26 protein-coding genes are annotated in these 20,829 nt (G+C 69.1%); 17 read left to right on the top strand and 9 right to left on the bottom strand.

Going from position 1 to position 20,829, the window contains the following annotated elements:
* Positions 1-224: 224 nt before the first annotated feature.
* Positions 225-692 carry a CGNR zinc finger domain-containing protein gene (locus AJAP_RS36960; RefSeq protein WP_038520222.1) on the bottom strand — a complete coding sequence of 156 codons (468 nt, stop codon included), beginning with the start codon at positions 690-692 and terminating at the stop codon, positions 225-227.
* A gap of 93 nt (positions 693-785) precedes the next feature.
* On the opposite strand from AJAP_RS36960, the gene AJAP_RS36955 reads away from it, so the two are divergent.
* The 3 genes from AJAP_RS36955 to AJAP_RS36945 are packed head-to-tail and all read left to right on the top strand — an operon-like array spanning position 786 to position 2,224.
* Positions 786-1,154 carry a VOC family protein gene (locus AJAP_RS36955; RefSeq protein ID WP_038520220.1) on the top strand — a complete coding sequence of 123 codons (369 nt, stop codon included), beginning with the start codon at positions 786-788 and terminating at the stop codon, positions 1,152-1,154.
* A gap of 33 nt (positions 1,155-1,187) precedes the next feature.
* The gene (locus AJAP_RS36950) at positions 1,188-1,565 is read left to right on the top strand and encodes a TFIIB-type zinc ribbon-containing protein (RefSeq protein WP_073846206.1); all 378 of its coding nucleotides are present in this window, start codon (positions 1,188-1,190) and stop codon (positions 1,563-1,565) included.
* Between the two features lie 2 nt (positions 1,566-1,567).
* Entirely contained in the window at positions 1,568-2,224 is a 657-nt protein-coding gene (locus AJAP_RS36945) for an AAA family ATPase (RefSeq protein WP_038520217.1), read from the top strand.
* On the opposite strand, the gene AJAP_RS36940 is transcribed toward AJAP_RS36945, so the two are convergent.
* Entirely contained in the window at positions 2,189-3,319 is a 1,131-nt protein-coding gene (locus AJAP_RS36940) for a methyltransferase domain-containing protein (protein WP_038520214.1), read from the bottom strand. The two genes, AJAP_RS36945 and AJAP_RS36940, sit on opposite strands and share 36 nt — an antisense overlap.
* A 151-nt stretch (positions 3,320-3,470) precedes the next feature.
* Here AJAP_RS36940 and AJAP_RS36935 point away from each other — a divergent pair, with 151 nt between their 5' ends.
* From AJAP_RS36935 to AJAP_RS36915, 5 genes are all read left to right on the top strand, one after another.
* Positions 3,471-3,884, top strand: a complete 414-nt coding sequence (locus AJAP_RS36935) for a helix-turn-helix domain-containing protein (RefSeq protein WP_051972878.1) — start codon at positions 3,471-3,473, stop codon at positions 3,882-3,884.
* Positions 3,881-4,552 carry a hypothetical protein gene (locus AJAP_RS36930; RefSeq protein WP_038520208.1) on the top strand — a complete coding sequence of 224 codons (672 nt, stop codon included), beginning with the start codon at positions 3,881-3,883 and terminating at the stop codon, positions 4,550-4,552. The genes AJAP_RS36935 and AJAP_RS36930 overlap by 4 nt, the downstream gene beginning before the upstream one ends.
* Before the next feature lie 84 nt (positions 4,553-4,636).
* Complete coding sequence (locus tag AJAP_RS36925; protein ID WP_037333051.1) at positions 4,637-4,930, top strand: DUF2516 family protein; 294 nt, start codon at positions 4,637-4,639, stop codon at positions 4,928-4,930.
* A gap of 13 nt (positions 4,931-4,943) precedes the next feature.
* Entirely contained in the window at positions 4,944-5,498 is a 555-nt protein-coding gene (locus AJAP_RS36920; protein WP_038520206.1) for a YbaK/EbsC family protein, read from the top strand.
* Positions 5,495-6,946 (top strand): aromatic amino acid lyase, encoded by a 1,452-nt coding sequence (locus AJAP_RS36915; RefSeq protein WP_051972701.1) that lies wholly within the window; start codon positions 5,495-5,497, stop codon positions 6,944-6,946. The genes AJAP_RS36920 and AJAP_RS36915 overlap by 4 nt, the downstream gene beginning before the upstream one ends.
* Here AJAP_RS36915 and AJAP_RS36910 read toward each other — a convergent pair.
* Both AJAP_RS36910 and AJAP_RS36905 read right to left on the bottom strand, forming a co-directional pair.
* The gene (locus AJAP_RS36910; protein WP_038524566.1) at positions 6,885-7,601 is read right to left on the bottom strand and encodes an ABC transporter permease; all 717 of its coding nucleotides are present in this window, start codon (positions 7,599-7,601) and stop codon (positions 6,885-6,887) included. The two genes, AJAP_RS36915 and AJAP_RS36910, sit on opposite strands and share 62 nt — an antisense overlap.
* Positions 7,598-8,284 (bottom strand): ABC transporter permease, encoded by a 687-nt coding sequence (locus AJAP_RS36905; protein ID WP_051972700.1) that lies wholly within the window; start codon positions 8,282-8,284, stop codon positions 7,598-7,600. Before AJAP_RS36905 ends, AJAP_RS36910 begins: the two co-directional genes overlap by 4 nt.
* Before the next feature lie 149 nt (positions 8,285-8,433).
* Between AJAP_RS36905 and AJAP_RS36900 the strand changes: the two genes are divergently transcribed.
* From AJAP_RS36900 to AJAP_RS36890, 3 genes are all read left to right on the top strand, one after another.
* Entirely contained in the window at positions 8,434-9,354 is a 921-nt protein-coding gene (locus AJAP_RS36900; protein WP_038524563.1) for an ABC transporter substrate-binding protein, read from the top strand.
* Between the two features lie 149 nt (positions 9,355-9,503).
* Positions 9,504-9,938, top strand: a complete 435-nt coding sequence (locus AJAP_RS36895) for an SRPBCC family protein (RefSeq protein WP_038520200.1) — start codon at positions 9,504-9,506, stop codon at positions 9,936-9,938.
* A 99-nt stretch (positions 9,939-10,037) separates the two neighbouring features.
* The gene (locus AJAP_RS36890; RefSeq protein ID WP_038520197.1) at positions 10,038-11,036 is read left to right on the top strand and encodes an NADP-dependent oxidoreductase; all 999 of its coding nucleotides are present in this window, start codon (positions 10,038-10,040) and stop codon (positions 11,034-11,036) included.
* Positions 11,037-11,114: 78 nt separating this feature from the next.
* Here the strand turns inward: AJAP_RS36890 and AJAP_RS36885 are convergent, their stop codons facing one another.
* The 5 genes from AJAP_RS36885 to AJAP_RS36865 all read right to left on the bottom strand — a co-directional run bounded on the left by AJAP_RS36885 (position 11,115) and on the right by AJAP_RS36865 (position 14,621).
* Positions 11,115-11,744, bottom strand: coding sequence for a pyridoxamine 5'-phosphate oxidase family protein (locus AJAP_RS36885; RefSeq protein ID WP_038520194.1), 630 nt, complete (start codon positions 11,742-11,744; stop codon positions 11,115-11,117).
* A gap of 15 nt (positions 11,745-11,759) precedes the next feature.
* Positions 11,760-12,644, bottom strand: coding sequence for a formyltetrahydrofolate deformylase (purU, locus tag AJAP_RS36880; protein ID WP_174492072.1), 885 nt, complete (start codon positions 12,642-12,644; stop codon positions 11,760-11,762).
* Positions 12,622-13,281, bottom strand: coding sequence for a DedA family protein (locus AJAP_RS36875; protein WP_038520189.1), 660 nt, complete (start codon positions 13,279-13,281; stop codon positions 12,622-12,624). The genes purU and AJAP_RS36875 overlap by 23 nt, the downstream gene beginning before the upstream one ends.
* Positions 13,282-13,344: 63 nt before the next feature.
* Positions 13,345-14,142 (bottom strand): methylase, encoded by a 798-nt coding sequence (locus AJAP_RS36870; protein ID WP_038520186.1) that lies wholly within the window; start codon positions 14,140-14,142, stop codon positions 13,345-13,347.
* Positions 14,124-14,621, bottom strand: a complete 498-nt coding sequence (locus AJAP_RS36865) for a DUF2505 domain-containing protein (RefSeq protein ID WP_016330902.1) — start codon at positions 14,619-14,621, stop codon at positions 14,124-14,126. Before AJAP_RS36865 ends, AJAP_RS36870 begins: the two co-directional genes overlap by 19 nt.
* Positions 14,622-14,647: 26 nt before the next feature.
* On the opposite strand from AJAP_RS36865, the gene AJAP_RS36860 reads away from it, so the two are divergent.
* The 6 genes from AJAP_RS36860 (at position 14,648) to AJAP_RS36835 (ending at position 20,815) form a co-directional block, all read left to right on the top strand.
* Complete coding sequence (locus tag AJAP_RS36860; protein ID WP_038520182.1) at positions 14,648-15,700, top strand: UDP-N-acetylmuramate dehydrogenase; 1,053 nt, start codon at positions 14,648-14,650, stop codon at positions 15,698-15,700.
* Between the two features lie 137 nt (positions 15,701-15,837).
* Positions 15,838-17,013 carry a L,D-transpeptidase gene (locus AJAP_RS36855; protein WP_038520179.1) on the top strand — a complete coding sequence of 392 codons (1,176 nt, stop codon included), beginning with the start codon at positions 15,838-15,840 and terminating at the stop codon, positions 17,011-17,013.
* Between the two features lie 168 nt (positions 17,014-17,181).
* Positions 17,182-17,994, top strand: coding sequence for an alpha/beta fold hydrolase (locus tag AJAP_RS36850; protein WP_038520177.1), 813 nt, complete (start codon positions 17,182-17,184; stop codon positions 17,992-17,994).
* 21 nt (positions 17,995-18,015) lie between these two features.
* Positions 18,016-19,320 (top strand): D-inositol-3-phosphate glycosyltransferase, encoded by a 1,305-nt coding sequence (gene mshA, locus AJAP_RS36845; protein WP_083649906.1) that lies wholly within the window; start codon positions 18,016-18,018, stop codon positions 19,318-19,320.
* Positions 19,317-19,832: a type III secretion system chaperone family protein gene (locus AJAP_RS36840; protein ID WP_038520174.1), complete on the top strand. Its 516-nt coding sequence runs from the start codon at positions 19,317-19,319 to the stop codon at positions 19,830-19,832. Before mshA ends, AJAP_RS36840 begins: the two co-directional genes overlap by 4 nt.
* A gap of 68 nt (positions 19,833-19,900) precedes the next feature.
* Positions 19,901-20,815 carry a DUF4349 domain-containing protein gene (locus AJAP_RS36835; protein WP_038520171.1) on the top strand — a complete coding sequence of 305 codons (915 nt, stop codon included), beginning with the start codon at positions 19,901-19,903 and terminating at the stop codon, positions 20,813-20,815.
* Positions 20,816-20,829 lie beyond the last annotated feature (14 nt).

Here is a 20,829-nt window from a genome sequence, read left to right as displayed (position 1 = left end):
GCTTTTCACGTTTTTGGCCTAACGGTGTGCACAACCCCTGGGGGTAACTCGGGGGTGGGTGACACCAGAAGTTGTGGTCGTTCGGGTCGTGACGCTCGCCGGATCTCGCGTGATCGAGGGCGTGACTCGCGTGATCGAGGCCGGATCTCGCGTGATCGGAGCCGTGACGTCCCCGATCACGCGAGTTCCGCCTCTGATCACGCGAGTGACGGGTCCGAGCACGCTCAGGTCGAGACGTCCGCCGTCCGGGCCCGCCAGGCCCGCGCCTTCTCCCGGTTCCCGCAGGCCCGCATCGAGCACCAGGTCCTCGACCGGTTCCGGGATTCGTCGTAGAACGCCCACAGGCAGTCGTCCGCTGGGCAGATCTTGAGCCGGATCCATTCGCCCAGCACGGTCAGCCGGGTCGACGCCGCCAGCACCGCCTCGCAGACCGTTTCCGAGACCAGGAGCGGACCTTCGGCGCCGAGGACGATCTCCGCCGGGGCGCGCAGGCCGAGCCGGGGGAGTCGCGGATCGCCGATCGCCGCCCGCAGCGCGTCCCGCGTTTCGCGCGCGGTCGCGGGGGTATCCGCTCGCAGCCGGTGATCGCGGGCCCAACGTTGCCAGGACTCCAGCTCGTCCAGGAGGTCGGTGCCGCGTTCGACGTTCACCGTGTTCAGAAACTCGACCACCAGGGACGCGTCGGTGTTCACCCCGCCCAGTGTACGGACGAGACCGGTTGTCATCGGCTTTGATAACCCTCATACTCGGTTCACTGGTTACTCGATCATTCTGGAGGCTGAACCATGGGTGCGGTACCGACCTTCGGCGCGGTGGCGCTCGACTGCCCGGATCCGGTCGCGCTGGCGGAGTTCTACCGCGAGCTGCTCGACTGGAAGGCGGCCGAAGTCGCCGAAGACGGCCATTGGGTGACCCTGCGGAACCCGGAGGGCGGCGCGCGGTTCTCGTTCCAGCGCGTGCCGGACTACCGGCCGCCCGCGTGGCCGTCCGCCGAGAACCCGCAGCAGGCCCATGTCGACCTCGACGTCACCGACATGGAGGCCGCCCACGAGCGCGCGCTGGCCATCGGCGCGAAGCTGCTCGACGACTCGCCGGAGACCTTCCGGGTCTACGCGGATCCGGTCGGGCACCCGTTTTGTCTGTGCGCCTGCTGACCTCGCGGGCCAAAAATGCGTAATCTCTGATACGTGATTTGTCCGAAGTGCCAGAACGCCATGAAGACCGTCGACAAGAACGGCATCCACATCGACCAGTGCCAGGGATGCCGCGGCATCTTCCTGGACCGGGGTGAGCTGGAAGCCATCACCAACGCCGAGACGTCGTACTACGGCGGCGGCGGGCACCAGCCCCCGCCGTATCAGGGAGGTGGGCACGCGCCGGCGCCGCATTACGGCCGTCCGGACTCGCCGCGCCCGCACCGTGGGGGCTACGCCGACTCGCCGAAGGGCTACCGGGGTGGGTACTCGGACTCGCCCAAGGGGTACCGCGGCGGATACGCGGACTCTCCGCACGGATACGGCCACAAGCGTCGTAAGGGTGGCTTCCTCGAGGGCCTCTTCGACTGACCGTGGTCCTCGATCTCAAGATCTGCCCGGCCTGCGGCGATCGCGCCGAACGGCCACGAGTCGAGAGCGGGCTGCTGGTGTGCGCGGTGTGCGCGCACCGGTGGCCGTTCCGGCGGCTCCCGCTCTTCGCGCTGACCGGGCCGAGCGGCGCGGGCAAGTCGACGGTCGGGCCGCTCCTGGCGCGACGGCTCGGCGATCTCGCGCTCGTGGTCGAACAGGACGTGCTGTGGACCGGGGCGTTGCGCGACGACGTCCCCGGCCATCCCGCGTTCCGCTCGACCTGGCTGCGGATGGCGGCGATGCTGCACCAGAACGGGCGGCCGGTCGTCCTGTGCGGCACGGTCGCGCCGCCCGAGTTCGAGCGGCTGCCCGAGCGCGTCTTCTTCTCCGACGTCCACTACCTGGCGCTCGTCAGCGAGCCCGACGCGTTGCGCAAGCGTTTGCTCGCGCGGCCCGCCTGGCGCGAGTGGGACGAGGAGCGGGTCGAGGAGATGCTGGAGTTCAACGAGTGGCTGCAAGCGGAAGCGCCCGCGATGGAGCCGCCGGTCGAGCTGTTCGACACCACCCACATCCCGGTCGAAGACGCCGTCGACCATGTCGAGAAGTGGGTGCGCGGCCTGCTTTCAGGAGCCCAACGGCCAAGTGAGGCCATCGGGTGAATCCAGCCAGATCACCTGTTCTTCCCCGTCGAGGCTGAGCCCGAACCGGTCCCGCCCGGGCTGGCCGAGGTCGATCCAGTCCTCGTAGGCGGCTTCGACGACCTCCCACAGCCTCCGCGGGCCGCCTTCGGCCACTTCGAACCCGTCGCCCCCCTGCCGATGGCGCATCCACGAGCCGTCCGGATGAACCAGAGCGGTGCGCCGGCCGTCCCGCGAGGCCGTCACGCCCGGGAGGCAGAGCCCGGCGAAGAACTCGAACCGGCTGCGGACCTCGGTGAGCACCCCCATCGGCAGCCGGGTCGGCCGCCAGGTGACGTCGCCGTCCGGCAGCTTCGACTGCTTGAACCGATGCGCGCGAAGCGGCATGAAGCGCCCGTCGCGTGCGAGCACCCGCCCGTGCCCCGTCGCGCCTTCGCCCGCGACGATCCGGACGAGCCCGCCGCCGATCGGCCGGTTCAGCGTGGTGACGATCAGCCCGCCGGGCATAGTCTGCGCCAGCCACGCGGGTGGGATCGACGACACCGAACAGGTGCAGATCACCCGGTCGTAGAGCACTCCCGCCGGGAAGCCCTCGGCGCCGTCGGCCGCCGCGCACGAAGGCACGTAGCCGATTTCCGCGAGCCGTTTGCGTGCGGCGTCGACGAGTACCGGGTCGATGTCCACTGTGTACACGAGCCCGGCACCGAGCCGGTGGCACAGCAACGCGGTGTTGTACCCGGTGCCCGTGCCGATCTCCAGTACGCGATTCCCGTCGGCGACCCGGAGCTCTTCGAGCATGATCGCCATGATCGACGGCTGGCTGGACGAACTCGTCGGCGTTCCCGGCTGCGCGCCGAGATATCGCGCCCGTTCCCAGAGCCCGGAATCGTCGTCCAGCTGCACGACCAGCACGTCGGGGGAATAGACGCGTTTGAGCCACTCGTCGTCGCCGTGTTCGACCGCGGCCCAGCCGTTCGCCGCCGGGACGAAGAACCGCGGCAGGAAGACGTGTCTCGGCACCGAGCGGAACGCGGTCATCCAGCGCGCGTCGTGCAGCACGCCCTCGGCGAGCAGATGCTCGACGAGGCGCCGCCGCAGCCGCGTGGCGTTCGACATCCCTCCACGGTAGCCGGGTGAGCACCAACACACCCGATGGTTGCAAGCAGAGTGCTTGCAATTGCTAGCACTCGGGCGTAGCGTTGATGACGTCGCGAGGAGGTGACCGATGTCAGACACCGACCGGGATCAGCCCACATCGGGCGGACCGATGGAGAAGGTCGCGGACATCGCTTCCGACATCGGCGAGTACATCCGCCAGCAGCGCAGCAACGCGAAGATCTCCTTGCGGCAGCTGTCGAAACTCGCCGGCGTGTCCAATCCGTACCTGAGCCAGATCGAGCGCGGGGTCCGCAAACCCAGCGCGGAGATCCTGCAGCAGATCGCCAAGGGCCTGCGTATCTCGGCCGAGGCGCTCTACGTGCAAGCGGGAATCCTCGATCTGCCGACGGGAGGCCCGGTCGGCGACGCGATCCGCGCCGACACCGAGCTGACCGAACGGCAGAAGCAGGTCCTGCTCGACGTCTACGAATCGTTCCGCCGCGAGAACGCCGCCGCGAAACCCGAGCAGGCGGCCCAGGCGAAAACCGAAGACCAAGTCGAAGAATCCAAGGAGTCAGCATGACCACGGCCACCAAGACCGAACGCAAGCACACCGCCCTCGACCAGGTCCGCACGCCGCTGCTGGCCGCCCTGGGTGCCGGCAACCTGGCCGGACAGGCCGTCGTCGACGCCGTGTCGAAGGCCAAGGAGAAGGTCGTCGAGGGCAGCGAGACCGCCCGCAAGAACATCGAAGAGCTCCCGCACGACGTCGAGGGTCTCCGCGAGAAGCTGGACCCGGCCGAGCTGCGCAAGGTCATCGACGACTACACCGAGGCCGCGCTGAAGCTGTACAACAAGCTGGCCGAGTCCGGTGAGCAGGCGTGGGACAAGATCGCCGCGCAGCCGCAGGTCAAGAAGGCCATCGAGCAGCTCGAGGACGCGATCAGCACCGCGCAGGACCGCGTCGAGGGTGCGACCACCGACGCCCGCGAGCGCATCGACACCGTGCTCGGCAAGGTCACCAAGGGCACCCGCTCCGTCGGCGAGAAGACCGCCCGCAAGGTGACCGAGGTCGCCGGCGAGATCGCCGACGAGGTCGAGGAGATCGGCGACGACCTCGCGCACGAGACCCGCTCGGCTTCGCGCAAGGTCGCCAACAAGACCGCGCCGAAGACCACGACCACCGCGCGCCGCACCACCAGCCCGGCCGCCAAGAAGCCGGCCACCGCGCCGAAGACCACCGAGAAGTAAGGTCCGCGTGAATTCCAGGGCCCCTGGCACCGCTTCGGTGCCGGGGGCCCGGGTCATTCGCCCGGTTTGACGTAAGCTGAGTCCGTGTTCGTTGCCAACTGGATCCTCATCGCCATCCATTGGGGCGGCGCGCTGACGGGGCTGTTCGCGTTCGTGCATGCGCTGTTGCAGCGTGCGGACGCGTATTCGGCCGCCGATCGGAAGACCAAACCCATCTGGATGCTCATCACCGGTGGGGCCACCGTGGTGCTGACGTTCTTCCAGTTCTACGGCGGCGGCATGATCCTGTGGCTGCCCGCGCTGGTCGCGGTCCTGGTCTACCTCGTGGACGTCCGCCCCAAGCTCATCGAGGTCCAGCGCGGCGGCCGTAACTGGTGATTAAGGTGGCCGTGTGACCACCTGGACCATCGCCGGAACCCTCACCGTCGTCCCCGCCCTCACCCGCACGGATCTGCTCGCCGAGCCCGTCGCGAAGGCACTCGCCGCCCTGCCCGATCCGGACGCCGTCGGCGTCGTCGAGATCGACGCCGAGCTGGCCGACACCGCCGCCTTCTGCGAGGCGTACGGTTCACCGCTTTCCGCGTCCGCGAACTGCGTCGTCGTCGCCGGCAAACGCGCCGGTGAAGTCCGCTTCGCCGCCGCGATGATCCTCGCCACCACCCGCGCCGACGTGAACGGCGTGATCAAACGCCGTCTCGACGTGCGCAAGGCCTCCTTCGCCCCGATGGACGAGGCCGTCTCGCTCACCGGAATGGAGTACGGCGGCATCACGCCGGTCGGCCTGCCCGCGGAGTGGCCGATCCTGATCGACCAGCGCGTCGCCGACGAACCCGAACTGGTCATCGGCAGCGGTATCCGCGGCGGCAAGCTGCTGATCCCAGGCTCGGTCCTCGCGTCCCTGCCCGGCGCCGAGGTGATCGACGGGCTCGCGCGCCCCGTCGAGTGAGGCTGTCCACAAAGGACTTTCCGCTGACTTCGGCCTTCGAGGCCGAGGTCCTCGAACTCGACCCCGCGTTGCCGGCGAGGCTCGGCGAGAACCGCGCCCGAGTCCTCGCCGCGCTGGATGAGCGCCCCGTCTACGGCGTGAACACCGGCATGGGGCGGCTCGCGGGGGTCGCCGCGCCCGCGTCGAACGCGTACCAGCGGAACCTGCTGATCGGCCGTGCCGTCGGCGGACCGCCCTGGCTCTCGGCCGAGGAAGTGCGCTGGCTGCTGCTGGTGCGCCTGCGGGATCTGCTCGCACCCGAAGCGGGCGCCAGTCCGGAGCTGGTGACGTTCCTCGTCGACCGGCTGAACGAGGGGTTCACCCCCGCCGTGCCGCGGACGGGGCTGGGCAGCGCCGGCGAGATCATCCCGCTGGCGCACGCCTTCCAGACCTTTCTCGGTGTCGGGACCGTGCTGGTGGACGGCGTCGAGACACCCGCGTCGGAAGTGCTGGCGGAGCCGTACGAGCCAGGTCTCAAGGAGGCCGCGACCCTCATCCAGGGCTCGCCGCTGGCGGAGACGCTCGCCGCTTTCGGGCGGGCCGAGGTCCGGCAGCTGGTGGCTCTCCAGACGTTCGCCGCCGCGATCGCGATCGACGTTCTCGGTGCGCCGCAAGGGATCTATCGCCCCGCGCTGGCCGGAGACGATCAGGTGCTGCGTTCGGTCCTGCGCGAAGTGAACGATCTCATCCGAGGTGCCGTCGAACGGCCGGTCGTGCAGGCGCCCGTTTCCGTGCGGGTGGCTCCGCGCGCGCTCGCGCATCTGACGCGGGTCGCCGCCGAACTGGACGAGGTGCTCGGGCGCTCGATGCCGACCGATTCACCCGTGTTCCTCGACGGCGAATTCGTGTCCACGACCGGGTTCCACGCCGTCGAACTCGGGCTGCGGATGGACGCGGTGACGGCGGCGCTGGTGCATCTCGGCGAAGTGAGCGTGCAGCGGACGCACCGGTTGCTCGACGAGCGGTTCAGCGGCCTGCCCGCGCAGCTCGCGGTGGAACCGGGGCCGCGGGCTGGGCTGGTGCCGTTGCACAAACGCGCGGTGGGGGAGCTGCACGCGCTGCGGCGGCTGGCCACGCCCGCGACCTTGGGTTCCCTCGACACTTCCGGTGGTCAGGAGGACGTGCAGGCGTTCGCCTGGGCGGCGGGGAACCAGCTCCGTGACGCCTGTGCGCGGATGTTCGCCATCACGGCCTGCGAGCTGATCACGGGTTCGCAGGCGCGGTGGCTGGCGTCCGGGGACGGGGCGCCGGAGCTGCGCGCGACCTACGAGCGGCTGCGGGAGCTGGTGCCGCCCGTCGAGGAGGACCGGGCGTTGGGCCCGGCGGTGACGACGGTGGTTTCGGCGCTCAGGAACGGGTTTCCGCGCGGGACTGGATCGCCAGCCCGCGAGGGGTCACCCAACGCGTGACGAGCGCGAAAACCCCTTCGCACACCAACGCCAGCACGACGACCGCGATACCGCCCGCCAGGATCTCTCCGTGGCCGGGATCGCCGAGCGCGAAACCGTCCACAATGTACCGTCCGAGCCCGCCGCCGTCGTTGACGATCGCGCCGATCGCGACGGTCGCCACCAGTTGCAGGAACGCGACGCGGGCACCCGCGAGGATGACCGGTGACGCGAGCGGCAACTCCAGGCGCAGCATGATCTGCCACTCACGGTGGCCGGTTCCCCGCGCGGCGTCGACGGTTTCCTGCTCCAGCTGGATGACGCCCGCGTAGGTGTTGGTGAACAACGGCGGCAGCGCCAAGGCCACCAGCGCAAGCATCAACGGCCAGAAGGTCGTGTCGACTTCGAGCCGGGAAGCCAGGAACCAGAACAGGATCACGAGCCCGAAGCTGGGGATCGCGCGGCCGATGTTCACCGCGCTGGTCGCGAGGAACTGCGCGCGGCGGTAGTGCGCCAGCCACAACGCGGGCGGGATCGTCAGCACGGCCGAGATCGCCAGTGCCAGCAAGGAGAACTGGAGATGCTCGACCGTCCGGTACGGCACGCCCGCCGGATCGGTCCAGCTCCACCGGTTCGGCTCGCCGAACCACTCGATGGTCTGGTCGATGATGCTCATCGCGACGCCGCCTTCCGCGACCACGGCGCGAGCGCGCGCCCACCGAGCCACAGCAGCAGATCCACCACCACGGCCAGCACCACGGAAAGCCCGACACCGACGATGATCGACGTCGGATTCGGTGTCGCGGTCTGGATGCCGTTGCGGATGAAGTACCCCAGGCCGCCCTTGCCGAGCATGGAGGTCACCGTCACGAGCCCGATCGTGGTCACCGCCGCGACCCGCAGACCCGCGATCACCACCGGCAGCGCGAGCGGGAGTTCGACCTGCCACAGCAACCGCGAACGGGTGAAACCCATGCCTATCGCGGCTTCGCGGACTTCCTTGGGTACCTGTTCGACGCCGGTGACGATGTTGCGGATCAGGATGAGCAACGTGTACGTCGCCAACGGGATCACCGCTGTGGTGAAGGACGTCAGGCCGGTGAAGGGAACCAGGACGGCGAAGGCGCCGAGGCTCGGGATGACGTACAGCGAACCGGCCGTGCTCAACGCGATGACGTAGAACCACCGGCGACGCAGCGAAATCGCGGAAACACCGATCGACACCACCAGTCCGATGGCGAGCGCCGCCGCGGTCAGGACGATGTGCTCACCGAGCCGCTCGAAGATCTCGTCGAGATGGCGGTCCACCCAGCGCCACTCGAAGAGCGGCCGCCCGCCCTGGGCGGGTACGGGGAACACGGAGGAGGCTCGCACCGGCCGACCTTACCCCGTTCGGGGCGCCGGATTCCGCTCTCTGGGAGCGCAAGGGGTGCAACTCTCAAAATGTGGATTCTGTCGTGACCCGGGGATACGGTTCATTCCTCTGAACGAGTCATAGGAGTGTGCACGTGCGCTGGACACGGAACGTTCGAGTGGGCGCGGTGCTCGCCGCCGCCATCCTCGGTATGACCGCCTGTGGGGGCGGAGACGACGCGGCGGCCCCGGCCGCGCAGAGCAAGGGCGGGGCGCCGATCGTGGTCGCCTCCTTCAACTTCACCGACAGCGTGATCCTCGCCGAGCTGTACGCGAATGCGTTGGAGGCCAAGGGTTACCCGATCACACGCAAGCTCAACGTCGCTTCGCGCGAGCTGATCTACCCGGCGCTGAAATCCGGCGAACTCCAGTTCATCCCGGAGTACCAGGGCGCCGCCATCACCACCGGATACGGCAAGGAAGCCCCGAAGGACGCGGCGGGCGAGCACGAGCAGCTCAAGAAGCTGTTCGAGCCGGACGGCATCGGCCTGCTGGACTACTCGCCGGCGGAGAACAAGAACACCTACATCGTGAAGGCCGATCTCGCCAAGGAGAAGGGGCTGGCGAAGATCAGCGATCTGTCCAAGATCGACAACGTCGTCGTCGCCGGCGCGCCGGAGTGCGCGGAGCGGCTTCCCTGCTTCAAGGGCTTCACCGACGTCTACAAGCTGAAGGCCACGTTCCAGACGGTGCAGGAGGCGGGCCCGCGCGTCGAACAGCTGCGGTCCGGCAAGGTCACCGTCATCCCGGTCGACTCGGTGAGCCCGCTCGTGGGCGACCCGCAGTTCGTGGCGCTGGAGGACGACCTCGCCATCGTGCCGACCGAGAACGTCGTGCCCGCGGTGAACAAGAAGGTCCTCGACGAGCGCGGCGCCGACTTCGCGGCCGCCGTCAACGCCGTGAGCAAGGCCCTCGACACCGTGCAGCTGCGTGAGCTGAACAAGCGCGTCGACTCGGACGGCGAGAAGCCGGCCGATGTCGCGAAGGACTGGCTGAAGGAGAAGTCGCTCATCTAGCCCCTTCGCGTGCCATGAAAGGTCCTTTCCTTGCAAAATTTGCGAGGAAAGGACCTTTCCTTGCATCCGGGCAGGGGGTGCGCGTTCCCGCTGCGAGCAGCGGTGGAATCGTGGACGCTGTCGTTGCACCACGGGTGAAAGGGAGTGGGATGGGAAAGGTCACGGCCGTCGCGGAGCGCACCATCGAGGCGCCGGCGGACAAGGTCAGGGCGCTCGTCGCGGACTACGCCGAAACCCGGCCGAAGCTGCTGACGGAGCACTACCGCGACTACGAAGTCACGGAAGGCGGCGTCGGCGCGGGCACGAAGGCGCGCTGGAAGCTGCAGGCCACGTCGAAGCGCGTGCGTGACGTCGCCGCGACGGTGACCGAGCCGTCCGAAGGCACCCTCGTCGAGACCGACGCGAACTCCAGCATGGTCACCACCTGGACCGTCCGCGAGGTGCCGGACGGCAGCCTCGTCCGCATCGAGACCACGTGGGACGGCGCGGGCGGCATCGGCGGCTTCTTCGAGAAGACCTTCGCGCCCGGCGGGCTCAAGCGGATCTACGAGGGTGTGCTCGGCAAGCTCGCCGAGGCCGTGTAGCCCTCGCCACAATCGGAATGGGCGCCCCGGTTAGCTCGTTGTACCCGTCGTGAATACGGGGCGACCGCCCCGCTTCGGCAACTGACTTGGAGTTACCTCGTGAACGCAACCGAGATCCGGCTCGCCTCCCGTCCGCACGGTGTTCCGACGCTGGAGAATTTCGAGATCGCCGACGTCGAGATCCCGGTGCCGGGCGAAGGGCAGATCCTGGTCCGCAACCAGGTGCTGAGCGTGGATCCGTACATGCGCGGCCGGATGAGCAGCGCGAAGTCCTACGCCGAGCCGTACGAGGTCGGCAAGGTCATGCACGGCGGCGCCGTCGGCGAAGTGATCGAGTCCACCGTGGACGATTTCAAACCCGGTGACATCGTGTTGCACGGCCTCGGCTGGCGTTCGCACGCCGTCGTCGCCGCGAAGCACGCGGTGAAGGTCGACCCGGAGGCCGCCCCGATCACGGCGTACCTCGGCGTCCTCGGCATGACCGGGCTCACCGCGTACGCCGGGCTGCTGGAGGTCGCGGAGTTCAAGGAGGGCGACACCGTCTTCGTGTCCGGCGCGGCGGGCGCCGTCGGGTCCGTCGTCGGCCAGCTGGCGAAGCTGAAGGGCGCGAAGCGGGTCATCGGCAGCGCGGGCACCGACGACAAGGTCAAATGGCTGACCGACGAGCTGGGCTTCGACGCGGCGTTCAACTACAAGGACGCCCCGGTGATCGAGCAGCTGCGCGCGGCGGCGCCCGAAGGTATCGACGTGTACTTCGACAACGTCGGCGGCGAGCACCTCGAAGCGGCCATCGACTCGATCAACCTGCACGGCCGCATGGCGATCTGCGGGATGATCTCGGTCTACAACAACACCGAACCGGCCGCGGCGCCGCGCAATCTCGCGTCGATCATCGCGAAGCGGTTCACCATGCGCGGCATGCTGGTCGGCGACCACTACGCGCTGCAGCCGCAGTTCGTTCAGGAGGTCGCTCCGCTGGTCGCTTCCGGGCGGCTGAAGTACTCGGAGACCATTGTGGACGGTATCCGCAACGCGCCGCAGGCGTTCCTGGACCTGTTGGGCGGGGCGAACACCGGCAAGATGCTGGTCCGCGTCTGACCCGCCTCCCGATGCTATGAAAGGTCCTTTCCTTGCAAAATTTGCAAGGAAAGGACCTTTCATAGCGCGTGTGGGGGCTCAGTACTGCGTCGTGAGCGCGCCTTCGGTCAGCGCGGCATCGAGCGCCTCCGCCGACATGTCCAACTTCATCTGGTCACGGAAGATCTGGCCCGCCGTCGGCAGGCTGGACCGCTCCGGCCACGTCTCCGGCTTCCACAGCGACGACCGCAGGAAAGCCTTGGCGCAGTGCATGTACAGCTCTTCGACCTCGACCAGGATCGCCAGCGCCGGCCGCTTCCCCTTGACCACGAGGTCGTCGAAGAACGGCGCGTCCGCGACCAGTTTCGCGCGGCCGTTGATCCGCAGGGTCTCGTTCATCCCCGGCACCAGGAACAGCAGCCCGGCGTGCGGGTTTTCGAGGATGTTGGTCTGGCTGTCGAGCAGTTTGTTGCCCGGCCGGTCCGCCAGCACCAGCGTCTTGTCGTCGAGCACCTTCACGGAACCGGCGGGGTCGCCGCGCGGCGAGACGTCGCAGGTCCCGTCGGCCGACGCCGTCGCCAGCAGGTAGAACGGCGAGTGCTCGATCAGCGTGCGCGCGTGCGGATCGAGGAAGGGGATGATCTTCCCCTTGGTCCGTTCGGCCGGGTGGCCGAGGTGCTCACGCAGCGCTTCGTGCGTCTCGATCACTTTGATCTCTGAGGTCCCCATGACCCCAGTGAACCATTAGAAGACGACAGTCCGGTTCCCGTGCACCAGCACGCGGCCCTCCAGATGCCACCGGAGCCCGCGCGCCAGCGTCACCTTCTCGATGTCGCGGCCCTTGCGGACCATGTCCTCGACCGAGTCGCCGTGGTCGACGCGGATGACGTCCTGGTCGACGATCGGGCCGGCGTCGAGATCGGCGGTGACGTAGTGGCAGGTCGCGCCGATGAGTTTCACCCCGCGCGCGTGGGCCTGGTGGTACGGCCGCGCGCCGACGAACGACGGCAGGAAGCTGTGGTGGATGTTGAGCGCCCGCCCGGCCCACGCCTCGCACAGCTCCGGCGGCAGGACCTGCATGAACCGGGCGAGGACCACGGCGTGCGGGTCGTGCTCGTCGACGAGTTTCCGTACTTCGGCGAACGCCGACGCCTTGGCGGCCGGGTCGCCGGCGGGGAACGGGACGTGGTGGAACGGGATGCCGTGGGCGCGGGTGATGTCGCCCAGCGACGCGTGGTTGCCGATGACGGCGGCGACGTCGACGTCCAGTTCCCCGGACGCGACCCGGCCGAGCAGGTCGTAGAGGCAGTGCCCGGCCTTGGAGACGAGGATCACCGCGCGGCGGCGCTCGCCGGTGTCGCTGACCTGCCAGCTCGACTCGGTCGAAAGGGACTTCGCGACCTCGGCGAAGCGCGTGCGCAGTTCGGCGGCGTCGAACGGGAGCGAATCGGCGCGGACGACCTGGCGGGTGAAGAACCAGCCGGTGTCCGGGTCGGTGTGATACGCCGCTTCGACGATCCAACCGCCGTGCTCGGCGAGGAAACCCGAGATACGGGCGATGATGCCCGTGCGGTCGGGGCAGCCGAAGGAGATCACATAGCGACGTTCAGGGTTCGACACGCACACCATTGTCGCTGGTCCCGGCCGCCGCGCGGCGTCGGGTCAGTATCCGGACGCGGACCCGCCGCCCGATCTCGATCGCCGCGACCAGCAGCAAGCCGAGTGCGAAGGACAGCAGAAGGCCCTTCTCCGGTTCGTCCGCGAAGGCCGCTCCGCCGACCAGCCCGATCAGGACGCTGTACACCGCCCAGATGCCCGCGCCGAGGGCGTCGAGCGGGACGAACTTGCGTGGCGGGTAGCCGAGGCTGCCGTTGGCGAGCCCGCTCGCGACGCGGCCGCCGGGCAGGTAGCGGGCGGCGAGGATCAACAGGACGGCGTTGCGCCGCACCTGGATCTTCGCCCATTCGTAGCGCCGGACCCCGTCCGGACCGCGCTGCAGGCGGGCGAGCGCCCGCGGTCCCGCGGCGGCGCCGACGGTGTAGCCGAGGCAGTCGCCCAGCCAGGCTCCGAGCGCGGCGATCAGCGCGAGCAGCGCCAGCTGGGCGAAGTCCGTGCCGATCAGAACGGCGACGGTGATGACGGTGGTCTCGCTCGGCATGAACGGCAGGAGCGCGTCCAACCCGGACACGAGGAACACGATCACCCACAGCCAGGGCGATCCGAGCGTGCCCTCGAGCAGCCCGGTGACGTACTCCAGCAGTTCCACGGTTCCATGGTGATCACCGCAGGTCGCTTTGGGGTGACGGAGCGGGGTTCGACCGGTGAATTCCTAGTCCGGGGCCACCGAGGACCACGGCACCGTGAGTTCACCCAGCCGCCAGCGCGACGGCCGGTTCAGCACCGGCCAGCCCCGGGCGGTGAGCAGGTGGACGGCGTGCGCCCAGCGGGCACGGACGCCGAAGTTCTGATGCGGCGCCGCCGTCGCCCAGCAGGTATCCAAAGTGGACAGTAGTTCGTGGACGCGTTCGCCGGGAACGTTGCGGTGGATCAGGATCTTGGGCAGTCGTTCGGCCACTGTGGACGGACGTTCCAGGCTGGCGAGATGTACCGACAGGGTCAGGGTGCGCGGTCCGTCGTGTCCGACGGCGACCCAGGTGCTCAACCGCCCGATCTCGTCGCAGGTGCCTTCGACGAGGAGCCCGCCCGGTGTCATCGCGTCCAGCATGAGCGACCAGGCACCCGGGACCTCGGCTTCGTCGTACTGTCGCAGGACGTTGAACGCGCGTACCAGCACTGGCCGCGTCCCGGCCAGTTCGAAACCGCCGCGCCGGAAGTCGAGCCACGGCTTGTCGACGGCGGATTGCGCGACGGCGACCCGTTCGGCGTCCAGCTCCAGGCCCAGCACGCGGACGTCGCGACGGACCGTGCGCAGCCATCGCGCCATCTCGACCGTGGTCACCGGTGAGGCGCCGTAGCCGAGGTCCACCACGAGCGGTTCGTCGGCGCGGTGCAGCAGCCGCGTCACGCCCGGATCGCTCGCGAGCCACCGGTCCACCCGCCGGAGCCGGTTGGGGTTGGTCGTGCCCCGTGTCGGTGCCCCGACCGGTTTCAGCGCTCGGCCAGCCATTTCGCGACGAATTCCGCCTCGCGCTCCAGCAGCTTGGTGACCTGTTCGGCGATCACGCCCTCCAGCTTTCCGCCGACGAACGGGATCCGCACCTTGACCTGGCCGCTGTTGACCAGCGTCGTCCGCTCGCCTTCGGCGGTCAGCGACGTCTTCGCGGTGATCTCGCCCGGCACGCCCGAGACCGCCGCCGTCGCGGTGCCGGTGTAGCCGTCCCCGGCCGCCTTCCAGCTCTGCTCGCGCTCGACGATCAGGTCGCCCCGGTGCAGGGTCCGCACGGCCGACGGGAGCTTGTCCGAGCTGATGCCCTGACGCAGCTTGTAACGCACTCCGTCCTCGGCCGGGACGTACTCCAGCAGTTCCGCGTCGTCGCCGCCGATCTGCTCCAGCCGCGCCCGCAGCGCCGCCTCGCCGGCGACCGCGTCGAACGTGGTCGCGAGGTCTGCGGAGAACGCTGAGCGGTGCTCGATACGGGAGGCCATGGCGCCAGACAGTACCGTTCACGGGCGTGAGCACTGCCGAAACTCCCACCCTCGCCGACCACACCACGTTGCGCCTCGGCGGTCCGGCGCGGCGTTATGCCGAGGCGAAGACCGTGCAGGCCCTGGTCGACGCGGTCCGCGAGGCCGACGAAGCGGGCGAGCCGGTCCTGCTGCTCGGCGGCGGCTCGAACCTCGTCGTCGCCGACGACGGTTTCGAGGGCACGGTGCTGAAGGTCGGCAACACCGGCTGGACGCGTGACGGAGATCTCGTCGAGGTCGCGGCGGGAGAGAACTGGGACGGTTTCGTCGAGGGCTTGGTCGCCGAGGGCATCGGCGGGCTCGAATGCCTCTCCGGGATCCCCGGTTCGGTCGGCGCGACGCCGATCCAGAACGTCGGCGCGTACGGCTGCGAGGTGGCCGAATCCCTGGTCTCGGTCGATCTCTACGACCGTGCCACCCACGAAATCCGCACGTTGACCGCCGAAGAGCTCGGCTTCGGGTATCGCACGTCGATCCTGAAGGGGACCGACGCGGGCGTCGTGCTCACAGTGCGGTTCAAAGTCAGCGAAGACGGCCTCTCCGCCCCGATCCGCTACGCCGAACTCGCCCGCACGCTCGGCGTCGAGATCGGTGACCGGGTCCCGGCCGCCGAAGCACGCGAAGCGGTCCTCGGGCTGCGTCGCGGCAAGGGCATGGTCCTGGACGCCGACGACCACGACACCTGGAGCGCGGGCTCGTTCTTCACCAACCCGATCATCGGCGAGGCGCGGCTGGCGAAGGTGCTGGCAGGCATCGTGGACGTCGTCGGCGAGGACGTGCGCGTGCCGCAGTACCCGGCGCCCGGCGGCACGAAGCTGTCCGCGGCTTGGCTGATCGAGCGCGCCGGATTCGCGAAGGGCCACGAAGGGCCTGGCGGCCGGGTCTCGCTGTCGACGAAGCACACGCTCGCGCTCACGAACCGGGGTAAGGCCTCGACCCAGGACCTGCTCGATCTGGCGCGCGAAGTGCGCGACGGCGTCGAGGCTCGCTTCGGCGTTTCGCTGCACCCTGAACCCCTGCTCATCAACTGCGCGCTTTGACCGAACAACCCGACGCCACCCTCGTGCGTCTATCACTCTGAGGGGCGAGGGTGAGTTCCGTCGCCGCGGGTAACGTCGGAGGGGTTCCCGGCGCTGAGCGGGTAGAAGCTCGCGGGGATCTTCATGGGAGGTACACGGTGATCGAACGGCGCACGGTGTTCAAGGCCGCGCTCGCCGCGGGTGCGGCCATGCTGGCCGCCGCCTGCTCCAGCGAAGAAGGCGGCAACGCCAAGCCGGAAGGCAGTGGTGGCGGGGAACAGGGCGCCGCCCCGGTCGCGAAGATCACCGCCGAACCCGCCGCCGACGCCAAGGACGCGTCCGTGGTGACGCCGGTCGTGGTGAAGGTCGCCGACGGCAAGCTCACCGAGGTCAAGGTCACCGGAGACAGCGGCAAGGACGTCAAGGGCGAGCTTTCCGCCGACGGGCTCACCTGGACCAGCACCGAGGTCCTCGGCTACGGCAAGACGTACACGTACGCCGCGAAGGCCACCGGCAGCGACAACAAGCCCGCCGAGTTCAAGGGCTCGTTCAGCACGGTCAAGCCCGCCAAGGAGGTTCGCGCCACGCTGAACCCGACCGACGACGCCGAGGTCGGCGTCGCGATGCCGATCAGCGTGAAGTTCGCGTCCCCGGTCAAGGACAAGGCGGCCGCCGAGAAGGCGCTCAAGGTGAAGACCGACAAGGACGTCGAGGGCTCCTGGGGCTGGCTGTCCGACACCCAGGTCGACTGGCGGCCCAAGGAGTACTGGCCCGCGAACATCAAGGTCAACGTCGAGGCGAAGCTCTACGGCGTCGCGCTCGGCGGCGGCGCGTACGGCAAGGCCGACGTGACCACCGAGTTCAAGATCGGCCGCAACCAGGTGGTCAAGATCAACACCCCGGACCACGTGATGAAGGTCTACCGGGGCGGGTCGGAGTCGGCGAGCTACCCGTGCTCGAACGGGCTCGACGGCGACGTCCAGCGCAACACCCCCAACGGCACGTTCATCGTGATGACGAAGGAGCCGACGGCGCGGTTCGACAACGCGCGCTACGGCTACACCAACGTCAACAAGAAGTGGTCCTGCCGGATCTCGAACAACGGCGAGTACATCCACGAGAACCAGGACAACGCGGCGAACATCGGCAAGGCCAACACCTCGCACGGCTGCGTGAACCTGCTCGAAGCGGACGCCAAGAAGTACTTCGACTCGGCGATGATCGGCGACCCCGTCGAGATCACCGGTTCGAAACTGGGCAGCCCGACCAAATCGGACGTCAAGAACTGGTTCTATGACTGGAAGTCCTGGAAGGCCCTGTCGGCTGTCAAATAATCGCGCGACCGCGAACGTGTCTACGGGCCGTGGCCTGGCACTGAGTGCGGCGGTTCCGCAGAGGGCGGCCCGCAGCCACGTTCGCGGGGCCTCGCGGCCAAGACGCGCGACTTCAAAAGACAAAAGCGCCTTGGGTCACCGTGGGACCGACCTCCTAGGCTGCGGTGCATGAAGACCGAGGTAGTCGGCTACGGCGGGACCCGCATCGGCTTGTGGGTCGAGGGCGCCGAGAACACCCGTCCGATCGTGTTCGTGCACGGCTGGGCCCAGTCGAGCCGGGCGTGGGCGCCGCAGCTGGCGGATCCCGCGCTCAGCGAGCGGTTCCGCCTGGTCGCGATGGATCTGCGCGGGCACGGGGACTCCGAAGTGCCCTCCGCCGGCTACGACGATCCCCGCGTCTGGGCGGAGGATCTCGCCTCCGTTCTCGACTTCGCCGGTGAGGACGCGATCGTCGTCGGCTGGTCCTACGGCGGCCTGGTCATCACCGACTACCTCCGGGTGCACGGCTCTTCGCGGCTCGCCGGCGTCGTTCTTGTGGGCGCTATCACAGAAATCGGCAAGAACCGTCCCGGCGGCAAGGTCGGGCCCGCGATGCGCGACGCCATCCCGGCGGTCCTTTCCGACGATCCGGCGGTCGCGATTCCCGCGTTGGTGCAGTTCAGCGCGCGGATGACGGCCGCCCCGGTGTCCGGCACGCTCACCCAATCGCTGCTCGGCGCCTGCCTTTCCACGCCGCCCGCGGTGCGCTCCGCGCTGTTCCGGCGTGACGTCGGGAGCGAGGACGTGCTGCGCGATCTGGACAAACCGGCACTTATCGTTCATGGTCTCGCGGACGCTGTGATCGACCCGACGTCCGCGGAATACGCGGCGGGGAAGATTCAGGGGGCCGTCGTGCGTTGGCTACCTGAGGTGGGGCATCTGCCGTTCGCCGAAGCGGCGGACGAGTTCGGTGAACTGCTGCGCGGGTTCGCCGATCAGTAGGACTTCGGGAGTGTTGACCAGGTGACGATCCCTCTGCACGGGTTCGACGCCGCGCCCAGGCGCGTCGCGGTGCTGTCGTTGCACACTTCTCCGCTGGAGCAGCCGGGTACCGGCGACGCCGGCGGCATGAACGTCTACGTGAGCCAGACGGCCACCGAGATGGCCCGCCGGGGCGTCGAGGTCGAGGTGTTCACGCGGGCCACGTCCTCGGATCAGCCTCCGGTCGCCGAGCTGGCGCCGGGCGTGCTGGTCCGGCACATCCCGGCCGGGCCGTTCGAGCCGCTGGGGCGCGACGAGCTGCCCGCGCAGCTGTGCGCCTTCACGGCAGGGGTGCTGCGGGCCGAGGCGTTCCACGAACCGGGCTACTACGACCTCATCCATTCGCATTACTGGCTCTCCGGCCAGGCGGGCTGGCTCGCCCGCGACCGCTGGGGCGTGCCGCTGGTGCACACCGCGCACACCCTGGCCAAGGTCAAGAACGCCGCGCTGGCCGAGGGCGACACCCCCGAGCCGCGCACCCGCGTGATCGGCGAGGAGCAGGTCGTCGAGGAGGCGGACTGCCTGGTCGCGAACACCCGCGTCGAGGCCCGTGAGCTGATCGAGCTGTACGACGCCGACCCGCACGCCGTGCACGCCATCCCGCCCGGTGTCGACCTCGACCGCTTCACGCCCGGCTCCCAGGCCGCCGCGCGCCGGGCGCTGGGTCTTCCGACGGACGCGATCGTGCTGGCCTTCGCGGGCCGGATCCAGCCGTTGAAGGCGCCGGACGTCCTCCTGCTGGCCGCGGCCGAAATGCTGCGCGAGCGGCCGGAGCTGGCGTCGCGGCTGGTGGTGCTGATCGTCGGCGGCCCGTCCGGGACCGGGCTGGAGCAGCCGCAGGCCTTGCGCGAGCTGGCCGTTTCCCTCGGGATCGAGGCGCAGACCCGGTTCATGCCGCCGCAGCCGGGCCGGTCGCTGGTCAACGTCTACCGCGCGGCCGACCTCGTCGCCGTGCCGAGCTACAACGAGTCGTTCGGGCTGGTCGCGCTCGAGGCGCAGGCCTGCGGGACGCCGGTGATCGCGGCGGAGGTCGGCGGGCTGCCGGTCGCCGTCCCGCATGGCGTCTCCGGGCTGCTCGTGCCGTCGCACGACGCGAAGGACTGGGCGGGCGCGCTCGCGAACGTCGCGTTGCGGCCCGGTTGGCGTGCCGAGCTTTCGGCCAACGCCGTCGTCCACGCGCGACGTTTCTCTTGGCGCCGGACGACGGACCGCCTGCTGGACACGTACGCTCAGGCGACCGGCGCGTTCCGGCGTGCCCTCGAACAGCGCGCGGAGGTGGCGGTTTGACGCTCGACGAGACCTTGCGGTCCTCTTTGGACAATGCAGGCCTGGAATACGAAAGGCGTGGCGAGGGAAGGTACTTCGTCACGTTGCCCGGCACCAAGAAACTGCAGACCAACTGCTGGCTGGTCGCCGGTGACCACGCTTTCGCCGTCGAAGCCTTCGTCTGCCGCCGTCCCGACGAGTCCCATGAGGACGTTTACCGCTTTCTGTTGCGCCGCAACGCGAAACTGTACGGCGTGCACTACACGGTGGACGCGATCGGCGATATCTACCTGGTCGGCCGGTTCGGTTTGGACACGGTCACCGAAGCCGAATTGGACAAGATCCTCGGGCAGGTGCTGGAGGCCGCCGACGGCGATTTCAACACGCTGCTGGAACTCGGGTTCGCCGAATCGATCAAACGCGAATGGGACTGGCGCGTCTCGCGCGGCGAGTCGCTGGCGAACCTGCAGGCGTTCAAACATCTCGTCGAGCCTTCGAACGGGCACGAACCGGGAGCCTTGACCGACTCGTGACCCGGACGGTGCAACGGCACCGTCGTCCGTTCCGTCTCTTTCCGCAGCACTGGAGGGAGACGGTTTTCATGCACAAGCGAGTGAGATGGGTCGCGGCCGCCGGCATCGTGCTGGCGCTGGCGGGCTGTTCGGCGAACGATTCCGGCGGTGAGTCGGCCGCGATGCCGATGTCGGCGGACACCAAGCAGGCGGCGCCCAAAGAAGGGGTGCCCAACAAGGAAGCCACCGACAGCAAGGCCGGTTCGGACAAGGCCCCGGCGCCCGCGGGGCAGCCGGGGATCACCGACCGCAAGCTGGTGCGCACGGCGAGCCTGGAGCTCACCGCCCCGAACGTCGCCGACGTGATCTCGCAGGTGCGCGTCATCACCCAGGGCGCCGCGGGCTACACCGGGCAGGAAAGCACCCAGGAGAAGCGCGCGTCGGTCAACGTCATCGTGCCCTCCGAACGCCTCGATGGCGTGCTGGACCAGCTCGGGAAGCTGGGGAAGCAGGTCCGGCGCGAGGTCACCGCGACGGACGTGACCGAGCAGATGGTCGACGTCGAATCGCGGCTGGCCACCCAGCGGGCGAGCGTCGAGCGCATCCGCGCACTGCTCGCGAGGGCGACGTCGGTTTCGGAGATCGCCTCGGTGGAGAGCGAGCTGACGAGCCGGGAAGCCGAGCTCGAGTCGCTCCAGAAGCGGCGCGAAAGCCTGGCGGGCAGTGTCGCCATGTCGACGATTTCGTTGCAGGTGAAGGCGGAGACGGTCGCGGCGTCGGAGGAGTCCCGCAGCGGTTTCCTCGGCGGCCTGGCCGGCGGCTGGGATGCCTTCCTGACCTTCGGCGGCGGCCTGCTGACCGCGATCGGCGCGATGGCGCCGTTCCTGCTGGTCTTCGGCGTTCCCGTGGCCGCGCTGGTGTGGTGGCTGCGCAAGCGGCGCCGTCCGGCGGAACCCGCGATGGCGACCGCTTCGGATCTGCCGTCCGCGCCCCCGCTGGACTGAGCCGACCAAGCCCC

Source organism: Amycolatopsis japonica, assembly GCF_000732925.1.
In the GTDB taxonomy this organism is placed as follows: domain Bacteria; phylum Actinomycetota; class Actinomycetes; order Mycobacteriales; family Pseudonocardiaceae; genus Amycolatopsis; species Amycolatopsis japonica.
This window is presented reverse-complemented; position numbering and strand designations above follow the sequence as displayed.

Excerpts from the sequence above, each read along its gene's own strand:
- AJAP_RS36935 (WP_051972878.1), top strand. The coding sequence starts at position 3,471 with ATGGAGAAGGTCGCGGACATCGCTTCCGACATCGGCGAGTACATCCGC.
- AJAP_RS36850 (WP_038520177.1), top strand. The coding sequence starts at position 17,182 with ATGAAGACCGAGGTAGTCGGCTACGGCGGGACCCGCATCGGCTTGTGG.
- AJAP_RS36910 (WP_038524566.1), bottom strand. The coding sequence starts at position 7,601 with ATGAGCATCATCGACCAGACCATCGAGTGGTTCGGCGAGCCGAACCGG.
- AJAP_RS36955 (WP_038520220.1), top strand. The coding sequence starts at position 786 with ATGGGTGCGGTACCGACCTTCGGCGCGGTGGCGCTCGACTGCCCGGAT.
- AJAP_RS36940 (WP_038520214.1), bottom strand. The coding sequence starts at position 3,319 with ATGTCGAACGCCACGCGGCTGCGGCGGCGCCTCGTCGAGCATCTGCTC.
- AJAP_RS36895 (WP_038520200.1), top strand. The coding sequence starts at position 9,504 with ATGGGAAAGGTCACGGCCGTCGCGGAGCGCACCATCGAGGCGCCGGCG.
- AJAP_RS36930 (WP_038520208.1), top strand. The coding sequence starts at position 3,881 with ATGACCACGGCCACCAAGACCGAACGCAAGCACACCGCCCTCGACCAG.
- AJAP_RS36865 (WP_016330902.1), bottom strand. The coding sequence starts at position 14,621 with ATGGCCTCCCGTATCGAGCACCGCTCAGCGTTCTCCGCAGACCTCGCG.
- AJAP_RS36870 (WP_038520186.1), bottom strand. The coding sequence starts at position 14,142 with ATGGCTGGCCGAGCGCTGAAACCGGTCGGGGCACCGACACGGGGCACG.
- purU (WP_174492072.1), bottom strand. The coding sequence starts at position 12,644 with ATGGTGTGCGTGTCGAACCCTGAACGTCGCTATGTGATCTCCTTCGGC.
- AJAP_RS36835 (WP_038520171.1), top strand. The coding sequence starts at position 19,901 with ATGCACAAGCGAGTGAGATGGGTCGCGGCCGCCGGCATCGTGCTGGCG.
- AJAP_RS36885 (WP_038520194.1), bottom strand. The coding sequence starts at position 11,744 with ATGGGGACCTCAGAGATCAAAGTGATCGAGACGCACGAAGCGCTGCGT.